This is a genomic window from Psittacicella hinzii, from assembly GCF_003585885.1.
GTDB lineage: Bacteria > Pseudomonadota > Gammaproteobacteria > Enterobacterales > Psittacicellaceae > Psittacicella.
Window position 1 is genome coordinate 19,941 of sequence record NZ_NRHC01000011.1, and the last position, 17,800, is coordinate 37,740.

Genomic DNA, 17,800 nt, shown 5'->3' on the forward strand with positions numbered 1-17,800 from the left:
GCTTACCTCATTTCCCTTTCTACCAGAGCATTAGCCACTTCTTCACGTACTTTGTTAGTTATGTAGATATCTAGATCTCCATTTTCTTGACGTGTTACTTCTGCGTCTACGTCTGAAGAATAGTTATAAACGTTAATAGTTTGAGCAAATCCTTGATCTGAACCAGAACCGCTTTTGCTGTTTTTACTACTTGAAGATGTGAACTCTAACGTTTGATTATTAAGCTTATCTAAAAAGTCAACCCCATATTTTGAGGTAGCCTGTGCATTAAGAACATACTCCTGACCATGCACAACGCCGGCGACTTTATTAGTACCAACATTACCAGTGTATCCCCCACTAGAGAACCCCATAATTGCGCCGATAGGGTTAGCCCCTAACATTCCAGTATTACCGGATTGCATAGCCGCCTGACCGGCTACGTTAAACGCTGTAGCAATCGCTTGACCTGATCCCGGCACGATGTAATTCATTGTAGTTAACAGCGCTGAGACAATTGCGGCCTTAACTAACATAGTCGCAATACTTTTGGTAAATGAAGATAATAATTTTCTTAGAGAACCTTGTCCTGTGACTACCATTTGCGCCATACCGTCAACTACTGAACCGAAGCCTCTGGTTACTGTATTCTGAAAGTCTTGGATAGTAGGCATTGCTTGCTGTAAAGATTTCACAAATAAGTTTGTATTATCTTCAGTTTTAGCTTTAAGCTTATCCTCTAATTCCCAACGTTCCTCGTAACTCTGACGTAACATTTCCATTTCTTCATAATCCAAACCCATTGACATTTGCTTAAGTTCGATCTCTCTTTCACGTTGGAGTAGACGTTGTTCTGCAATCTCTTGATCTAACCCTTTTAAAGATAATTCAAATTGTAAGCGCTCAATTGTTTGGTCATTTTCTAGCATTGCTCTTTGCGCATTTGTAGACGCATTAATGTGATCAATTTGCTCTGCTAATGCACGATAGTTGTCAATTTGCGACTGGGTTAAATTACGATAGCCCTCTGCTCCAGCTAGAATTTTTGCATTAACCTGATCTAACTGGGTCATTTGAGTTCGACCAGTCTCGAGAAGAATTTGATATTTAGCGTTTGCTTCTGAAATAGTTCCCTTAAGCTGATCTATGTTTTGCTGATACTTGCTGATGACTGCTGTTGCTGTTTTATCAACTACAGGCGCCTTGGTAGCAACCTCTTGAGGCTTATCGTTATTTTGCGCGGCTTTTAGGTTTTTAGCTTCATTAACTTGCGCCTGCATTTCCGCAGTTATTTGCTGTTGTGCTGTAATCTCTGCTCGTAGTGCATCGACCCTCTGTTGAGCTGCTTCGGCTAAATCCCTAGCTGCTACTCCTAACTTTTTATAATTATCTAGATCTTCCTGTGCATCTTCGAGCTGTTCTTGTTTAGTCTTTATTAACTCTTGACCGTTTTTAATTAACTCCTCACCTCTAGCTATCCTATCGTCAAGGTTCTCTATTTCTGCTAAATTATGTACACGAGAAGCGTCTGCGAACTTTTTATAACTGTCGTAAGACCTTGTTATCCAAGTGTAAACGCCTTTAACTGCTTCAACAATACCCCACATAACGGCGCCAATTACTGTTGACTTAACTAGAGTATCTAATGCTTTAAACGCAATCCCTAACGCTGTGGTTGCTGTCGTTGCTATCCCTGTAGCTACTGCTTTAGCTGTTAAGGCTGCCTTTGCCTTAATACTTTCAACAGTTACGCTTCTTAGATTTGTCACTACCTGCTTAAGGCTTCCAATAAATCCAACAGTTGGCTTGTCCAGACCTTTAAAATACTCAATCATTTGCAAGGCTTTATAACCTGCAAATACCGCTAACCCAGCCTTAGCAACTTGAAGCATACCCTCAAAATTATTAGCAATAGAGAGGATTACATTTGCCAAACTTTCTGATACAAAATCATTTTGCCCAATAAATTGAGTAAATTTATTTTTGAGTTCAGTGATTGCAGACCCTACTGATACCGTTACCTTGCTATAAATTGCGTCGGTTTCAGTTGCTGTTGCTTGTAAGGCGTGAACAATATCCTCGGTTGTTAATTTTGAGCTATTTGCGTACTCTTTTAATTGCGAGGTAGTCATACCCATACCGCGGGCGATAGCGTCAATTAAGCCCGGAGTTTGCTCTGCCACAGAGTTAAAGTTTTGCCCAGATAAGTAACCCATACTAAGGGCTTGAGAGAACTGAACCATAGAGTTCTTAGTCGCTTCTGCGCTTGATCCCCCGATAGCGATAGCTTTGGTTAAGGTAGTAGTAATCCCTAAAAGATCCTTCTGTTTTAACCCTAATCCCTCGGTACTTTTACGTAATGTTACGTAAGCCTCTGTAGTTGCTTCAATTGGTTGACGAGCGTCAGAACTAACTGCAAAAAGCTCATTCAAAATCGTAGTGGTACTCTCTGCAGGGTCTTTGATAAGGGTCAATTTAGTTGTAAGATCTTGGTATGCAACTGCTGAACTTTTAACCTGATCAAAGCTGAAATTAATTGCAAATAGACCTGCTAACTTTGTAAATAGTCCACTAAAATTTCCCTGCACATTACCAGCAACATTACCGAAGTTATTCAACTCTTTTGAAGCTTCATTTGTTTTGTCCTTTAACTCTTCAATATCTTTGGTTGAGTTGTCTACTTCAGTACCTAGTTCTTTAACTTCTTTTTTAGCCTTATTTGAAGAGTTGCTTAGGTTATTAATGTTTTGATTTGTCGCATTAATTTGACTGGCTAAGCTACTTAAAACAGAGCCTAATTTACCACTTTCTTTGATAATTTCTAAAAACTTAGGTAGTTCGCCAATTATCTTTGATTGCACTTCATACACGGACGGCAAAGCCTTGCTAATTTCGTTTAACGATTGTAAAAAAGCGGGCATTTTTTCCGTGAAAGTGCTTAATTTTTCGTTAACATTGTGTAGTTTGTTAACTTGGTCGTTAGTGATTTTTAAGGGGTCTTTAGTTGCATTATCTAAGTTATTGTTTAACTTTCCCACAGTATTAGATAAGCGACTAGTTTCTTCTCTAGCTTTCTTTGCTGAAGCTCGTGTGTTATCGATTTTTTTATCTATAGCTTTTAAATCGTTGCTAATAGTTTTTATATCTTTAACACTACTCTGAAAAGATTTAATTGTGGTTAGGTATTTTGAGATACTGCTACGCTGTGCGTCCACGCTTGCTGTAACAGTACCTAAATGATTTTTTAACTTTGCAAAGCTATTAGCTGTAGGGGTAACTGACTTATTCAAGCCCGACATTTGCTCCCCTAGGTTAACTAATTTACGGACTTGTGTATCAGTTACCGGGAGCTTAAACTTTGCATTTCCTAACTCCTTTAAGGCGTTAACATCTTTAATGGCATTGCTTGAGCTTGTTAATCCTTTGCCTATGCTATCTAACGATCTAGCAAATGTTAAAGATCGTTCATTAACTCGATTTATTAAGGTATCGTAATCACCCAAAGAGCTGACTGCAGAGTTAAAACTACCTGCTAAGTTGTTAGTCTTAACAGAAACCTGTTCAATACTGTCAAAAGATTTTTTATTAGCATTTACTAGGTCTGCTAATCCTCCAATACCTTTTTCGATACTGTTTGAGAATTTTTCTACCTTATCCGCGCTTGAGTTAAAGCTGTCGATAGTATCTTTTGTTTGCCCTAAAGCTTTAGAGCCCGCTTTAGCCGCACTTATTGCGCTAGACGTATCAAAATTTAACTTAAAACTGAAAGTTTGCTGAGACGACGCCATTTATAAACCTCCTACTCTTTGAGCATGCCATGGCATGAAATCGTCAACTATAGAATTTTTTGGCGGATTAGTTACTTTTACGTGTGGCGCCGTGACAAGAATTTTGTAGAGTAAAGAAATTATCCCCCCAGCAAGTAGCTCTTTATGTCTGTCTCCTGTAGGAAAGGTTGAGGTATAACGTTGCAACAACTTCATATCCTCAACCTCCATGTTTCTAATTTCTTCAGGCGTCTTTTTTAAAAGAATAGCCAACTCACAAATTAAGATCTCATCACGACTTAATTCTTTGGTTTTAATAAAGTATTAAAGTCTTTACCCTCTAATACTGTCATAAGTAATAAAAAGTTATTATCAGAACCGCCTTTATAGAAGAGAGCTTTTGCTAATTCTTCAGTTAACTGAACATAGTCATTTTTACCGTCTTCTACATATAAATGTTTGCAGTAAAAATCAATAATATCGCTCTCGTATTGTCCTAAATCAACCTCTGCTTTCTTTTCATGCCCATCTTTAAGTAGGTTCTGGATGTGGTTCAATTTTTTTGACCAGATATAGTAATTACCTAGTTTAGGAGAAATATATTTGAACTCAAATTTTTGCCCATTTTCAAACTCAACTGTATAATCTTTATATTCTGGTAAATCTTTTAATAACTTTTCTAAATCTTTTAAACTCATGAGAAAATCCTTTTTAAATTAATGAAAATCAAGAAGATACTAGCCAAACCTTGACAAATTTTAATTTTTATAGTATGTAGTAGGTTTAATTTAGGTACTGGCTAGTTAATAATTAGTTACTATCCATTTTTAGGTACTACCTAAAAATGGATAGTAAACCTAAAACTTGACAAAAATATAATTGTATGTTAGAGAGAAATCTACACTACTTTACAGCGTCTGACCTATGACGCTTTTGTAGCAAAAATTTCATAAGCGTCATTAACTGCAAGCTTAAATGTTCGCTTCATTGCGTCAGAAGAACCAGCGGAGAATTGCATGTCGTCCTTGCCCATAACGGTACCAAAGAAGTAAACAGAATGGACACCTGACAATACATTCTTAAAGGCAATCACTTGCTTATTTTCATAAGCTTCTATTAGTAGGAGATGACTTTCATTCTCCGGATCAAATAAGAGCTCAAAATTAACCTCATTAAATGTTTCATTACCCGCTACTGTTTGCTTCTTAAAGTTTGCAGTTGAAGTCACCTCAATACTATCGTAACTCGACCCAGGGGTTGCGTATTCTGTCGCACTAATTACCTGATCGCTAAATGTGACAACTCTTAGCTTACAACCTGTTACTTTTGCCTTAGCAGTAGCCCAGTCAATAGGTTTGAGTTCTTTAAATCGATTTTTTAAACTTGATTTAATAGTAATCTCTTTGGTATTTGCTTCTACTCGTTCAACTACCCAGAAACCATTTAAACCACTAGGTCCACCCTCTAGCTTAATCGTAGTGCCGTCTAGTAATAACGCAGATACGTTTTGCTTTAAAGTAATTTTGCAATTGTCAAAATCAATCTCGTCCACATCTTGGGCTACTTGTAAAGATTTCTGGATATAAAGCCCAAATTGCGGAGTAAGATAAATTTTTACACCGTCATCTTTTTGTAATTGTGTCATTTAAAATCCTTAATAATTTACTGGCAATAATTTGAACTCACACTGTACAGTGATATGTTCGATATTCTTATCGTTATCTATATTAAATTTTGTTCTACCCGCTATAACAAGTCTATACTTATATTTCTTATAGATTTCTAGATCCACGTCTTCAACAGTATCTAATGCTAGATTTTCAAGTGATACGGTTTTCGGAGCCCTTAACATCCTGAACAGTGCTTCCATATACATGTTTATGGATTTACTGTCACCTTTAGCTTTTGATAGTCTAAAAATAGTAACGAACTGACAATTGTTACTTATAGGATTTCCTAAAGTTAGCTCTTCAACTACAGCGCCTGAAATCTTATAATACAAAGTTAGAGGTACTCTATTGACAGGCTCGTATCGATTTACGTCGGTACTAACTTGAACATTGTACTTGTTAGAGTAATCCCTAATTAACTGGCTCATAGCCTTATTTGCTACTTCAAAAATAATCATTTTTATGGATCCTTTTTGCTTTTGTATAGACCAAGAGCTAGCCTTAAATATCCACGTCCAAAAGTTGCTTTTAGCAGTTTATTATCATTAAAAAAATCTGACATTGCTTCCTCGAACACCGGACTAATATCAACAACTCCTATGTACAAAGTGTTGACATCTCCTCGCTTAGTATAATATTCCACCTTAGTATCGTTAGCAAACTCTTCACTACCAAGGTAAACCTTCGGATTAGATTGCCTTATAACACTTCCTCCATCTTTGAAACGCATAATAAAGCCTTTATCTAGTGTAGTTAAAAGGTCATAAGTATAGTTACCTAAAAAACGAAATTTTTCATGCATAGTGAACCAATAATATAGCTCTATATCGTAATCTTTAGGTCCATAATAGCTAGGCTCATAATGATCTAAACTACTATCTTTCAAATCTACAATCCTAACAGTATCAAATTCTGCAGTTAAAGAGGTAGATGAACCGCTAGAAGTTAATTTATAATCAACTAATAAGCTACTAGTATTCCCCTTTCCCCCGCTAATGTTGTATCGTTCTGCAGTTTTACGATCCAGTCCATCCGGTATTGTCCTAAAGTCACGCCTTAATAAAGCACCTAGAAATAGAGAGGCTTTACTTCCAGCTTTAGCAACAATTGCACTTCTAACTTTATCTAATTCTTTACCACTTAAAATTTCGATTTTCTTCTCAAGGGCTTTCATGTTTCTATTGTATTCTCTTGGGTCAAATATGTCATTTCTTGCCAAGACCTACCCCCTTAAATTAAAAGTTTTTTAACCTGTATATTCTCTAAATCCATCTTCAAGATCATACCCTATGATTTCAAAGGTTAGATAGATATACTCTATTCGTCTATTCCAACTAATCAATTGATACAATTGGTTACTACCAACTTCTCTTCCCAAAATTTTAACTTCAGGCACGCTTTGAAACATACTAGTATCGTTAAATGATACTATGTTATTTAAAATCTCATCTACACCCTTGAAAGTCTCAAGAAAACGCTCGTAGTTGACTTTTGTTTTGATTTGTGTTAGACGTGGTTGAGCTCCTAAGATATCGGACTCAGTTCTAGGTTCATTATCTTGAAGTACGTTTGCTTTAATAGTTTTAAATAAACTATCTCTATCCGCTTTTTCTTGAGTAAAATCTAAATATTTATGACCCTCAACGCATATCTCAAAATCTTGCCAATAAACGCGTTCTATTTGCTTATAAAAGCCTGATTTACGTTTTAGCTTACTAAATAAGTTCATAGCTCATGATAGTTAACTCTTACCCATTCACTATTCGTGAAATGAGTAAGAGAAAAATTATAAATACTAACCAAACTTCAGCATTACTTCTACCACTCTATCTGTGCCTTGAGTTTGTGGAGGAGTAAATACATAACCAACTACTGGATTGCCTGCACCAGTTCCTTTTTCAGTCGTCACTGATTTGGTCGTTTTATCGAAATACACCTTTTTACCTTGGGTAAAAGTGTCTCCGTCTTTAGCTTTAACTTCAAAAGATCCATATGTGTAAATAAGAGCTTTCTCTCCTACTTCGAAATCTTTTGAGGCTACGCCTACCACATCACCTACTTGGTATAATTCACCGTTTTCAATTGCTACGGTCGCGTCAAATAATAGTGCTCCGTCATGTCTTACTAAATTAGCCATTATTTACTCCTATTTAACTGTCTTCATTAAAAGTGGTTTTTGTGGTAATAATAGATCTTCAAATTTGCCGTCTGCTTTTAGTTTAACGTGCACAATTTGCTCCGGTTTTTTCACATAAACCACGAAATCCATACGTGAACGCACTTCCACATCTTTTTCTGGAGTGATAGTTACGTCAGTGTTAATCGTTAAAGGTTGAGCTTCTAAAGAGTAAACAACGATAGGATTATCCGGCAGAATGTAGATATCTAACGGGTTTAAAGCTCCGCCTTTTCTCTCCGCGTTTGCTTTCTCAAGGTTGGAGTCATAAACTCGTGTAAATGCGTTATAGAATGGGTTACTTTCGGCATTTGCAAGCCCCGGCACTGTAGTATTATCCATAAATGGATTAATTAGCGCTTCTAATTGACCTGAAGCTAATAAGTACTTCGGTTGTGCATTGTAATGAACGCCGTTTTTATCTTTTAAAGTAACAAATTTTTGTTTAACAGTAGTTAGAACGTCATACATATAAGTTGGGTTCTGAACTTCGATAATGTTAGCCGTTGCTTTTTCAGCATTAACTACAGCCTGTAAAACTTTCACGCGTAGAGTGTGGATTGCACTTAATGCTAATTTACGCACATGGTCTAGGTACACATCGATTGAGCCTGAACTTTTGCGTAGACTTTCAAAAGTCATGTTAAAACCCAGTTTATAGCTCTTTAAGTTGATAGATTTAGTTTTATAATCTAAACCTTTCATAGGGGTCTTAGCGCCCTCTGTAACCTCTTCAAACTCAAACAGACCAGCTTCCTGAGTAGATACAATAATATCGTTATAGTCTCCTGTTGCTTTGTTTGCAGTTAAGCTTAAGGTTTGTTCCATTGAGTATTCGAGCTCTGCTTCAACTTCAACTCTATAAAATAGCTCTGTTAACTCTTTAAAATCACCACTTGATAAGTTATTTAATGACGGCTCACCTCTAAATTTTTTCTCCCCGAAAGTATTAAATAATACCCCCAGCTTCTGTTGAGAAGTCAGTGTGCTATTTTGTGAAGCATGAGCAAATGCTTCATTTACTCTGTTAGCAACATTCTCATTTTTTAAGATGTGCATTCTTGACTGGATAGCTTTAGCTAAACCAGCGTCATAGCCTTGGTTTGAGATTTCTTTGGCTAATAAATAGCTTACTGCTTGTAATAAAGTAGGTTTTGCATTCTCTGTCTCGGTCACGTGCATGTTGTTAACTTTTACCTCTTTAATTTCCGGTTTATTTAAATTCTGAAGATGATTGATAATTTTATTCTTAGTTTCTTCAACTGAAATGCCTTTCTCAATGCAATCTAACATAAGCTCTGGCATGCCCTTAATATTCAGGCGATCTTTGAACAGATTAGAAATCTTCTTATAAAGCGACGCGTTAGTTTCTCGATTAGAAACTCTCTTTTCTTCCCTTGAAACTTGCGCTTTAGTTTCTGATTTCTCGTCTTCTTTTTCTTCTTCCTGATCGTCATCTTCTTCAGTGTTATTTTCTTCCTCGACTTCTTCGTCTTCTTCGACTTCTTCGTCTTCTTTTGCAAAATTATTAGCTTTTTCTTCTTTTTCCTCTTGCATATCTTCAGGCTCTTTTTCCACCTGATCCTTTTCTTCTTGCTCTGTAGCAGATTTATTTTCTTCTTTCAAATCTTTATTTGTCATTTCTAAGCTATCCTTGACTTGATTAACAAAGTTAACTAAGCTAGCATTGTTTTGGTAAGCTACGCTATTCTTAAAGAACTCAATCTCCTCTTTATTTTCAGATTTAAGTAAGTCCTCAAAATTATCGAACTGTGAAAAAATGCCATTTAGTCTCGCGTTTTGTTCTTTACTAAGACCCCTATTCTGTGCGTCGTTTTTACTCTTTTGACCATAACATTCAAGTAGTTCCTTGAACGTTTTAAATGGTAAAACTTCTTTTATGTCTACTACTTCATCGCACAGCTTTATTTCCTGCAACTTACTAGGTAAAAGAATGTTATCGTTTCCACTAGTCACATATGACCTGAACAAATTTGTAAGTTGATCCACATGAGCTTCCTCTAAATTTTTACGTTTAAATAAGTTCTCATAGACATCAACTAGTTTGTTGTTCAGAGTGGTCATTAAAGTCTTAAGCTCATCGATTTCTTTAATCGATAACGTGACAAACTCATAACTCACATTGCATGAGTGCACAATCATTTGCGACAAGTAAGACATTCTTAAATGCGAACCACATAATGCAAGAAATGAAGCAATTGAAGACGCCTGAAAGCCAACGCTTACACGCTTTTCTCCGGGGTACATATCAAACAATGAGAGAATTGTCAAGCCCTCATTAATAAATCCTCCGGGGCTATCCAGATAGATATTTAAGGGGGTATTGACATCAACATCATCATGTGATATGAGAGATTGCAACTCTTCAGCAGTAAAGTCATAACCAACTACGCCGATCAAATAAAGATAGTTCTGTTTATCTTTCTCGAAAAACTTAATCATTATTTACCTGATCTTCCTCCTTATTTTCAGAAGTAGCAGTGGCTTCTTTTTCTTCTTGCTCTTGTTCTTGATCTTGGTCTTGCTCTTCTACATTAACAGCTTTATTTCCTTGGTTATCTTGAGTTGCTTTATCACCATGTTCATATATTCCATAGTAAAGCTCTGGGATACCTAACTCTTCGCAGATATGTTTAAAGTTAGTAGTAGATTGAAGATTGTCTAGACTATTAACACCTAGCTCATTTGCTAATTTATCCAGTGTAGTAACACCTAACTGTAAGTTAAGCTTATTAGCAGTTGCGTCTTTAACTGGGTCAATACTTGGCAATCTAGGCTTATTAATAACAACCTTATCTATCCAGTGATAATCACTCTTAGAGATAACTCCCAACTTAACTGTATCTAAGTAGAAGTTAACAAAAGCACTGTACAGTGGTCTAATGATTGCACTAATCAATAGGTCAACTTTTTTGGCCACTTTCATTTCTGTGTAAATCATTGATTGACGTGCAGCAGAATAAGAGCTTTCGAAACTGTTTGAGATACTTTCAGCGTCTAATGCCACCCCACTGGCTACCATTCTGGTCATTGTTTTTATAAACTCACCAGCCGACGGGTTAGTTCTAGTTTGGGCATTATTTAAGTTAAAGTTGAAGCCATTAGGCGGTTTAAAGTAACCAATACTATCATTAATTTCAATCATATCCACATCAGGCTCGTCATCCACTGTGTCAGCACTAGCTTGTGTGAGGATACCTAAGAATTTACCATTTAATGAAGTATTGTTAATTTCAGTAGAAGCGTAAATATTAATCTGCGCAGTTAATTTCAGCACAGGCGCTAATATACTAACGCCACGTAATTGCTCTGGCTCTCGTTTTTCAGCAATATGTAACACATTCTCGGCTTCGACTGAAACATACTGATATAAACTTGGCGGAGTTAATAACCTATCTTTAAAGTTGTAACGGACAGGCATACCTAACTCATTAACTTCGATAGGTAATGGTATAGAATTGCTCTGAAAGTAAGGCTCTGGCTTACTATACTCAAGGCTTTCAGCCGTCCACATGCGCACCTTAAACTCGTGTTTAGCGTAGTCTTTTTTTAGTTCTAAACACACATCTCCGTCTGTCAACCACCTAGCAACAATATGATTTAATAATCCTGTAAAACTTAACTCTTTTGAGTTAATTACAGGTTGTAAACAAAACTTTTGCCACGCAATAGAGAGCTCTTTTGCTAATTCTTCGTCAACTTGTCCATTTTTATCAAGTGGTTGGGGTTGTAGACTATACCCATTTTTACCAACTAGCAAAGCCTGATATTGGTTAATAATTGCCACGCAGAGAGGATTATTTGCGACAGCATTACGTGCTTGTTGCATGAGAGAAAGACCCTCCTGCGCTAGCGTGTCGTTAATATTTCTTCTATCAAACTGTGGCTTATGGTAAGTTGACGGTCTAGCGGCGTCGTAAAGATTAGAAGCTCTATCTCTTTTTTCTCTACGCTCTTTTAGAACTGATTGATCATGCAATTCATTTTCTAAACGAAGATTTTCAATCTGTGCCTGTAACAGCTTTTTTTTCTCTTCAGCTTTGCGTAACTCTTTTTTATGCTTGTTGAAAATATTGAAAATCATCGTTTAACCGCCTTTAAAAATTTACCACGGCGTCGCTTGCTACGTACACCGTTAATCCTTTCGATTTCATGATCCAAATCATCTGACGCGCTATTAAATTGTGCAACGATTGAATTAATCCCAACAAACTCAATCGTACCACCGCCCTCTTCAGCGATAGAGTGCACATGTGAGTTGTCCACACTTAATCGCTCGTCTAATGTTTTAAAGAAACCTTTAAATACGTACAGAAGTTTTCGAAGCTTTCGGTTTTCATGGTTAGGGTCAAGCTCATCTACATCTCTTTTGTACATGTTATAAATTTCTCTATAAGCTTGTAACCTTTCTTCAGCTTCTTCAATAGTCAAAAGCTCTCTATCGTCTTCTAGCTTCTGTCGCCTAGCTTTTAGTTGAGCATACGCCTTTTCACTAATTTTGAGTTGTAAATATCCGTTTTCACTCATTTACTTTTTACCTTAATTAAAATCTACTCTCCCCGATAAATGAAAAGCTCTTAACTTTTTTACCCTTAGTAACTTTTTTATCTTTGTTCTTAGGTTCTCGAGCAGGAGCGTTTAATGTGTTAGTTACAGCGTCATAGCAGTAAGCGTTACCCTCTTCAGCAGTTAATAGCCAATTAGGTCTTGCATTTTCGTCGATTTTAACCTCAATTTTAAGATCCTCAACTAGTGCTAAAAAGTACACAAACAAGTCAATTGCTTCGTTTCGTATACCGTTATAACGTTTTACATAAACCCCACGCTCGTCAAGAGTTTCTGCACTTAATTCTTTAGCTACTTGCTCCGGTATCCCCTTATTGAAAGTAATGCTATAAGGCTCTTCACTGTTTCGTTGTATGATATTAAAAAGTCTATGCTTAAAAAAGTTAGGCACAATTCTAAATATGTTTGCTTTCCAACTACTTGCCTTAGCTCTTGAAGTTACAGCAGCGCCATATCTACACCAGAATTCAATGCCATACACTTTAAAAGGAGTTACTTTATTCTCTCCCTTAACTAAGCGGATCCTGTCGCTTTTACGCTTTTTAACCATTGACCTATAAAAACTATATGAGTTTACAGTAGCATTACCCGCCCCACCAATATCAAGCAATGTGATATAAGGAGCCATAGTCAAATTAGTATCTTTAATTTTTGCTCTATATTCGACTACCATTTTGTCAATGCAATCGTACATACTACTGTCATTAACCGCAGGGTTTATCCTTTTACCATTCCACTCTGTGATGTCAAATCTATCTATTAAAAAATAACGTTTGGATTTAGTTATCGCAAAAATTTGAACTACAAATCTGGAGTCTTTATTACCACACTGTTGGTCTACAGCCGCGACAATCATAACCGTATCACGCGGAGCTACTCCAATCTCATCCTGATCGTTAGACTCCTCAAGTTTTTCTTTGATTACATTTGCGTTGTTTGTTAAGTTGCGAGTTATAAATGGATCACCGAAAACAGTGTTAACGACCGCCTTAAGGTTTTGCTCGTCGCCTGTTTTCTCAAATTGTCTTAGGGCGGATAAATAACGGTATACAATCTCCTCTAAACTGATAAAACCACACGCTGGAGCTCTTAACCAAAACGACGCGGTCTTACTTTCAGTTACTGCACCACTAACATTACCGTCTTTATCAATTTTCTCCCCCTTACGTATCCACTTACCTCGAGGAATTAAAGTTGTTAAACGCTCTTCATCAGTATGTTTGTGAAAACAGTGTGAGCACTCAACTCTTGCAGTACGCGAAGCTAATGTGTCATTAGTTTCTTGTTTATCCCACGTTATGGTTTCAGGAGTTGCCCAGAACCATTCTCTGCAATTTAAACATTGAAAATAGAAGCAGCGCTTATCACCTTGGTTGTATAGAGCAGCAATACCCTCACAGTCGTACGCGTCATGAGGTTCAAGCAATTGCTCTGTATTAACCACTGGGAAGCCCGGAGAACTTTCAGCCACCGCCATGGCGTCAAAGCCATAAGTTGTGGTTCTTGTTCGTCCAAGAGCCCAAGGCGTACCCTCACCGTCAAGGTTTTGATCCATACGGTCGTAGTCGGTAAGTACTACATACTGAACTGTTGTACCCGCTAAGTCTGTAACCGCAGGCTTACGGATCAGCACCCATGAGCCTTTCTTCAAACTATAATTTTTGAGGTTTAAATCTTCTCGTCGATTTCTAATTAAATCTTTTAATTCTGGACTTGCAAATATAGTCGGTTGAAAGTCTTTTTTTGCAAACTCAATCGCTTTCTCCCCACTCATTTGCAAGATCATAATATCGCGCGCCGTGTACATGGCATAACTAGCGAAACCTTTAACCAGAGCTTCTGTTTTACCTGAACGTGCGCACCCCATGAAAATAATTTCATTGTAGTGACGACTGTTAAGTAAATCTATAGGCTCACGCATATAAGCGGCTCTACCTTGAACACTAAAGTCTAAAGGTAAACCAGACTTATTAGGTATCTTCATTATGCGCTCAACTGTTGCGCTTACCGGCTCACGTGGCGGAGGTTTTAAACTCTCAATCAGATCCTTAAATAAGGATTTTAAACTAAGAAGAGGAACTAATTTTGTTACGTTGAAAGTTCTGAAGTTGCCTTTTTTGATAATCTTTTTAACTTCTTTCTTAACAACTCTATCAGTTTTTTCGTCTAACTCTTCTTCGTCTATTTCTCTTATTCTTTTCTTGCCATAAGGAGATGCATCTATTTCATTGAAGTTGGGAAAATCGAATTCTTCATCATTCTTCACCATCGTCTAAAAAATCATCATCTTCATCTGTTATGTAATCCTCATTCTTCTTTTTTTGAGGTACATAATCAACTGGGTAAGGGGCAATTGCATGGATATCTACTCCTAATCCTTCAATTACTTGCGTCAAGGAAATCTCCTCGCCCTCTACCATTGTTATTTCTTCTATAGTCTCCGCTAGATCCTTATAGATCTTTGTTTGAAGTCTATGGATTAAAGGATCTAATAAATCTAATAGTTTAGGTTCAACCCCCTGATCTGTTAATTCTTTTGAGTATCCTGTAAGAATTGACGACAGTTTTGAAAACATAACAAAAATTAATCTTCTCACATCGTCTTCATGCACTAACACTTCAGTAGCTAATAAAACTCTTATCTGAGAATATAATCCTTTAAAAATCTGATCATACTTTGCTGGATTTTTTAAGTGAAGCTTGCCAAATGGTTTGACTAACTTCTCTGAGTAAATATCATCAGAACTGTCTCCTGCTTTGTTTATTGCTCTACGCTTGTCTAGCGTTTGACAATACTCTAAGAACCATTTAAAAAAATCTTTAGTAGAAAAATAATTGCGTTCAATTGGGACTCCAATTCTTTCTAAATTTTTTCTAAGAGTTCTGAAGTCAATATTTAGGTCGTCCGCTACATGCTTACAGTGTAATTTCGCAGGTAGATTTAACTGCTCTTTTTGTGTTTTCTTACTAGACAAAACTCAAACCTCCAGCGAGTTTTTTTATAAACAAAATGCACTTATTAAGACTTTCTAGTTATACAATAATAAGCTACGCTTTTATACCCTTAAGATAGAATTAATTAACTCATGTTATTAATAAAATTTCGAAAAAATGAAAGTTAAAAATTTTCTAAAACGACCAAATTTTTCGTCATCCAAAAATTTCAAAATCTCCAAAATCGAGAAAAATTTAAACTTTTGAACTCAAAAAAATTTATGAAAACTCGCTCTGCATTATGTCTTCTTTTTAACTTTTTTGGCACTAAAAAATCCAAAATAAAAAACCCCGAAATTATCCCAAAAACCAAGCGATTTTTTATCGATTTTTTTAAAATTTTTTCGCAGCAACAACAAAATACCAAAAAAACGGCGTCAACGAGTTGCGTGCAAAAAAAAACACCTTTTGTCTGGTTTGGCGAAGCGCCCCCAAACGCGACGGGTTTTATAAAGTACCTTAGACCTACCTCACCCTCCCTTTATTATGCTTTTAATGTTATAAATTAAAGGTTAGGCTTTGATATAATTATTATATTTTTCTATTAGATAAGGGTAGGGGGGAGGGGCATGCCACCCACCCTCTAGGCCTATGGTATGTTATGGTCACTTGGCTCACCATAACAATGCGAGCTTATCTGATCATGTGCCCCCACCCACATCACTAAGAGCACATATCAGCCTTATGCTTATCCACCCAATCGGATACCTTGCCCGCTTAGATATCTGTCCCACACCTCACTAGCCATGTAAGTTACATAACCAGCTACTCAATGCCCCCTATAATTAATTGTTGCTTTGTTAACCAATTAACTATGGGGCGGATACTTTAGCCTATAGCTAACTTACAAATGGTAATATATTGTTTCTTTACGTCGAGCGTTTGGGCTCATTGTCACACACTTATCAACCATTTGCACGTCACTAAAAGCTTTAGCATTTAGATCATGCTTAACCATTTTCTTAAACAAATCCTCGATCTGAAGAAATCTGTTATTGATGTAGAAGAAGAGATAAGGCGGTCTTATTAACAGCATTAACTCAAGTAAGTCAGCGTAGTTAAAAGTCTCACCCTCTTCAGAATATCCCTCTAGGTTAGTGCCTATATAAGGGGGGTCTAATAAAAACACCACTTTGTCATGTTGGTATTCTTTAGCGGTTAATAATTCTTTGTAATCACAGTGGACTACTTCAATACCGTCTAAATAATCCTCACAAAGTTCAATTTGTTTTTGTGGCACACGGTAATACAGGCAGTTAATGTATTTTAAAAATTGCTCTTTATTTAAGGCAATGTTGCCCGAATAAAGAAACCAAGCAGACAGGAAGCGGTAGTTTACCCCCCCCCCCATTAACTTCTTGATTATTAAGCCAATTTTTAATTTCTGATAGGATGTTCTTATCGTCTAATTTACCCATTCTACTAGGTTTATTCTCTCCGATAATTCTGGTAATGTCAGACCAATTTGACCTTGCCACTGAAATATTAGCTAGCTCATTTGTATAATGATCGAAGTCGTTATATACCACTTTAGCTTCTGGAAACCAACGCTTAGCGTTGTGTGCTAACAATCCAGTGCCACCAAATAGATCAACTATTGTGTAACCAGCACCGTCGGAGTTAGAAATAACCTTTTGTAAAAATGCCTTTACATCTTTTAAGAAATAGCGCTTTTGCCCAAAGTATGGCACAGGCGCCTTGTTGTAAATCTTCATATCTAACAAAAATATTTTTATAAATGGTAGTAGATGCTCTCCTTTCTACTTGCAGATACATTTAAACCTACATCTCTATGTAACATTTGCATATAACGAAATGCTTTAGCATTTAGATTTTGCTCTAGCATTTTCTTTGTAAGGTCTTCTATCTGTAATAACTGATTGTTAATGTAGAAAAGCATATAAGGCGGTCTAATTAGCGTCATGAGCATAAGCATGTCTGCGTAATTAAATTCTCGACCTTGTTGAGAGTATCCTTTTAAGTTAGTGCCAAGATATGGCGGATCTAATAAGAAAATTACTTTATCCTTTTTAAATTCTTCTTTGTTTAAAATCTCTCTGAAGTCACATTGCACTATCTCAAGCCCCTCAAGGTATCCCGTGCAAGGATTAATTTGCTTTTGCGGGATACCATGATAGAGATCATTTAGATGATACAAGAATTCTTCTTTGTCTCTTGCAATACGACCGGAGAATAAAAACCAACAAGAAAGAAAACGAAAGTTTAAACTACTCTCATCTTTAAGAGATTGATTATTAATATAATCTCTAATATCTGATAGGACTTTACTATCGGTAATTTTCTCTTTATGTTTATAAGTTTTACCTTTTAAAATCTCTTTGAGATCTAACCAATTCTGCATGGCGACTGGTATTTTCTCCACCTCTTTAGCATAGTTATCAAAATCGTTGTAGATAACTCTAGCATTAGGATAGAGACGTTTTGCATTGTGAGCTAATAAACCTGAACCTCCAAAGAGGTCAATAATGGTATAGCCGTCACCTTTAGCGTTGCCTATTGCTTTCTCTAAAAAGGATTTTAAATCTTGTAGAAAGTAGCGCTTTTGTCCATGAAATGGTACTGGCGCCTTGCTATAAGTTTTCATAGTTTGAATAAATAAAGTTTAG

The 17,800-nt window shown here is 36.5% G+C and carries 16 protein-coding genes; all 16 read right to left on the reverse strand.

Going from position 1 to position 17,800, the window contains the following annotated elements; translation table 11 throughout:
* Positions 1-2: 2 nt before the first annotated feature.
* Positions 3-3,767, reverse strand: coding sequence for a tape measure protein (locus CKF54_RS00860; protein WP_119524399.1), 3,765 nt, complete (start codon positions 3,765-3,767; stop codon positions 3-5).
* Positions 3,768-3,962 (reverse strand): hypothetical protein, encoded by a 195-nt coding sequence (locus CKF54_RS00865; RefSeq protein ID WP_147396797.1) that lies wholly within the window; start codon positions 3,960-3,962, stop codon positions 3,768-3,770.
* Positions 3,963-4,045: 83 nt separating this feature from the next.
* The gene (locus tag CKF54_RS00870) at positions 4,046-4,444 is read right to left on the reverse strand and encodes a hypothetical protein (RefSeq protein WP_119524401.1); all 399 of its coding nucleotides are present in this window, start codon (positions 4,442-4,444) and stop codon (positions 4,046-4,048) included.
* Between the two features lie 224 nt (positions 4,445-4,668).
* Positions 4,669-5,391, reverse strand: coding sequence for a hypothetical protein (locus CKF54_RS00875; protein WP_119524402.1), 723 nt, complete (start codon positions 5,389-5,391; stop codon positions 4,669-4,671).
* Between the two features lie 9 nt (positions 5,392-5,400).
* Positions 5,401-5,874 carry a hypothetical protein gene (locus CKF54_RS00880; RefSeq protein WP_119524403.1) on the reverse strand — a complete coding sequence of 158 codons (474 nt, stop codon included), beginning with the start codon at positions 5,872-5,874 and terminating at the stop codon, positions 5,401-5,403.
* Between the two features lie 2 nt (positions 5,875-5,876).
* Positions 5,877-6,635 (reverse strand): hypothetical protein, encoded by a 759-nt coding sequence (locus CKF54_RS00885; RefSeq protein WP_147396798.1) that lies wholly within the window; start codon positions 6,633-6,635, stop codon positions 5,877-5,879.
* A gap of 27 nt (positions 6,636-6,662) precedes the next feature.
* Complete coding sequence (locus CKF54_RS00890; RefSeq protein ID WP_119524405.1) at positions 6,663-7,145, reverse strand: hypothetical protein; 483 nt, start codon at positions 7,143-7,145, stop codon at positions 6,663-6,665.
* A gap of 66 nt (positions 7,146-7,211) precedes the next feature.
* Positions 7,212-7,553, reverse strand: a complete 342-nt coding sequence (locus tag CKF54_RS00895; protein ID WP_119524406.1) for a DUF2190 family protein — start codon at positions 7,551-7,553, stop codon at positions 7,212-7,214.
* A gap of 9 nt (positions 7,554-7,562) precedes the next feature.
* Positions 7,563-10,055, reverse strand: coding sequence for an ATP-dependent Clp protease proteolytic subunit (locus tag CKF54_RS00900; protein ID WP_119524407.1), 2,493 nt, complete (start codon positions 10,053-10,055; stop codon positions 7,563-7,565).
* Positions 10,048-11,697 carry a phage portal protein gene (locus CKF54_RS00905; RefSeq protein ID WP_119524408.1) on the reverse strand — a complete coding sequence of 550 codons (1,650 nt, stop codon included), beginning with the start codon at positions 11,695-11,697 and terminating at the stop codon, positions 10,048-10,050. The genes CKF54_RS00900 and CKF54_RS00905 overlap by 8 nt, the downstream gene beginning before the upstream one ends.
* Positions 11,694-11,990, reverse strand: coding sequence for a hypothetical protein (locus CKF54_RS00910; RefSeq protein WP_147396799.1), 297 nt, complete (start codon positions 11,988-11,990; stop codon positions 11,694-11,696). The genes CKF54_RS00905 and CKF54_RS00910 overlap by 4 nt, the downstream gene beginning before the upstream one ends.
* Before the next feature lie 166 nt (positions 11,991-12,156).
* The gene (locus tag CKF54_RS00915; RefSeq protein WP_119524410.1) at positions 12,157-14,448 is read right to left on the reverse strand and encodes a terminase gpA endonuclease subunit; all 2,292 of its coding nucleotides are present in this window, start codon (positions 14,446-14,448) and stop codon (positions 12,157-12,159) included.
* Positions 14,435-15,154, reverse strand: coding sequence for a hypothetical protein (locus CKF54_RS00920; RefSeq protein ID WP_119524411.1), 720 nt, complete (start codon positions 15,152-15,154; stop codon positions 14,435-14,437). The genes CKF54_RS00915 and CKF54_RS00920 overlap by 14 nt, the downstream gene beginning before the upstream one ends.
* Before the next feature lie 863 nt (positions 15,155-16,017).
* Positions 16,018-16,524 (reverse strand): hypothetical protein, encoded by a 507-nt coding sequence (locus CKF54_RS00930; protein WP_222987465.1) that lies wholly within the window; start codon positions 16,522-16,524, stop codon positions 16,018-16,020.
* The gene (locus CKF54_RS00935) at positions 16,454-16,888 is read right to left on the reverse strand and encodes a DNA adenine methylase (RefSeq protein ID WP_119524414.1); all 435 of its coding nucleotides are present in this window, start codon (positions 16,886-16,888) and stop codon (positions 16,454-16,456) included. The genes CKF54_RS00930 and CKF54_RS00935 overlap by 71 nt, the downstream gene beginning before the upstream one ends.
* Positions 16,889-16,905: 17 nt before the next feature.
* The gene (locus tag CKF54_RS00940; protein WP_119524415.1) at positions 16,906-17,778 is read right to left on the reverse strand and encodes a DNA adenine methylase; all 873 of its coding nucleotides are present in this window, start codon (positions 17,776-17,778) and stop codon (positions 16,906-16,908) included.
* Positions 17,779-17,800 lie beyond the last annotated feature (22 nt).

Coding starts and splice junctions, on each gene's coding strand:
- CKF54_RS00860 (WP_119524399.1), bottom strand. CDS start 3,767: ATGGCGTCGTCTCAGCAAACTTTCAGTTTTAAGTTAAATTTTGATACG.
- CKF54_RS00865 (WP_147396797.1), bottom strand. CDS start 3,962: ATGAAGTTGTTGCAACGTTATACCTCAACCTTTCCTACAGGAGACAGA.
- CKF54_RS00870 (WP_119524401.1), bottom strand. CDS start 4,444: ATGAGTTTAAAAGATTTAGAAAAGTTATTAAAAGATTTACCAGAATAT.
- CKF54_RS00875 (WP_119524402.1), bottom strand. CDS start 5,391: ATGACACAATTACAAAAAGATGACGGTGTAAAAATTTATCTTACTCCG.
- CKF54_RS00880 (WP_119524403.1), bottom strand. CDS start 5,874: ATGATTATTTTTGAAGTAGCAAATAAGGCTATGAGCCAGTTAATTAGG.
- CKF54_RS00890 (WP_119524405.1), bottom strand. CDS start 7,145: ATGAACTTATTTAGTAAGCTAAAACGTAAATCAGGCTTTTATAAGCAA.
- CKF54_RS00895 (WP_119524406.1), bottom strand. CDS start 7,553: ATGGCTAATTTAGTAAGACATGACGGAGCACTATTATTTGACGCGACC.
- CKF54_RS00900 (WP_119524407.1), bottom strand. CDS start 10,055: ATGATTAAGTTTTTCGAGAAAGATAAACAGAACTATCTTTATTTGATC.
- CKF54_RS00905 (WP_119524408.1), bottom strand. CDS start 11,697: ATGATTTTCAATATTTTCAACAAGCATAAAAAAGAGTTACGCAAAGCT.
- CKF54_RS00910 (WP_147396799.1), bottom strand. CDS start 11,990: ATGTACAAAAGAGATGTAGATGAGCTTGACCCTAACCATGAAAACCGA.
- CKF54_RS00915 (WP_119524410.1), bottom strand. CDS start 14,448: ATGGTGAAGAATGATGAAGAATTCGATTTTCCCAACTTCAATGAAATA.
- CKF54_RS00930 (WP_222987465.1), bottom strand. CDS start 16,524: ATGGGGGGGGGGGTAAACTACCGCTTCCTGTCTGCTTGGTTTCTTTAT.
- CKF54_RS00935 (WP_119524414.1), bottom strand. CDS start 16,888: ATGAAGATTTACAACAAGGCGCCTGTGCCATACTTTGGGCAAAAGCGC.
- CKF54_RS00940 (WP_119524415.1), bottom strand. CDS start 17,778: ATGAAAACTTATAGCAAGGCGCCAGTACCATTTCATGGACAAAAGCGC.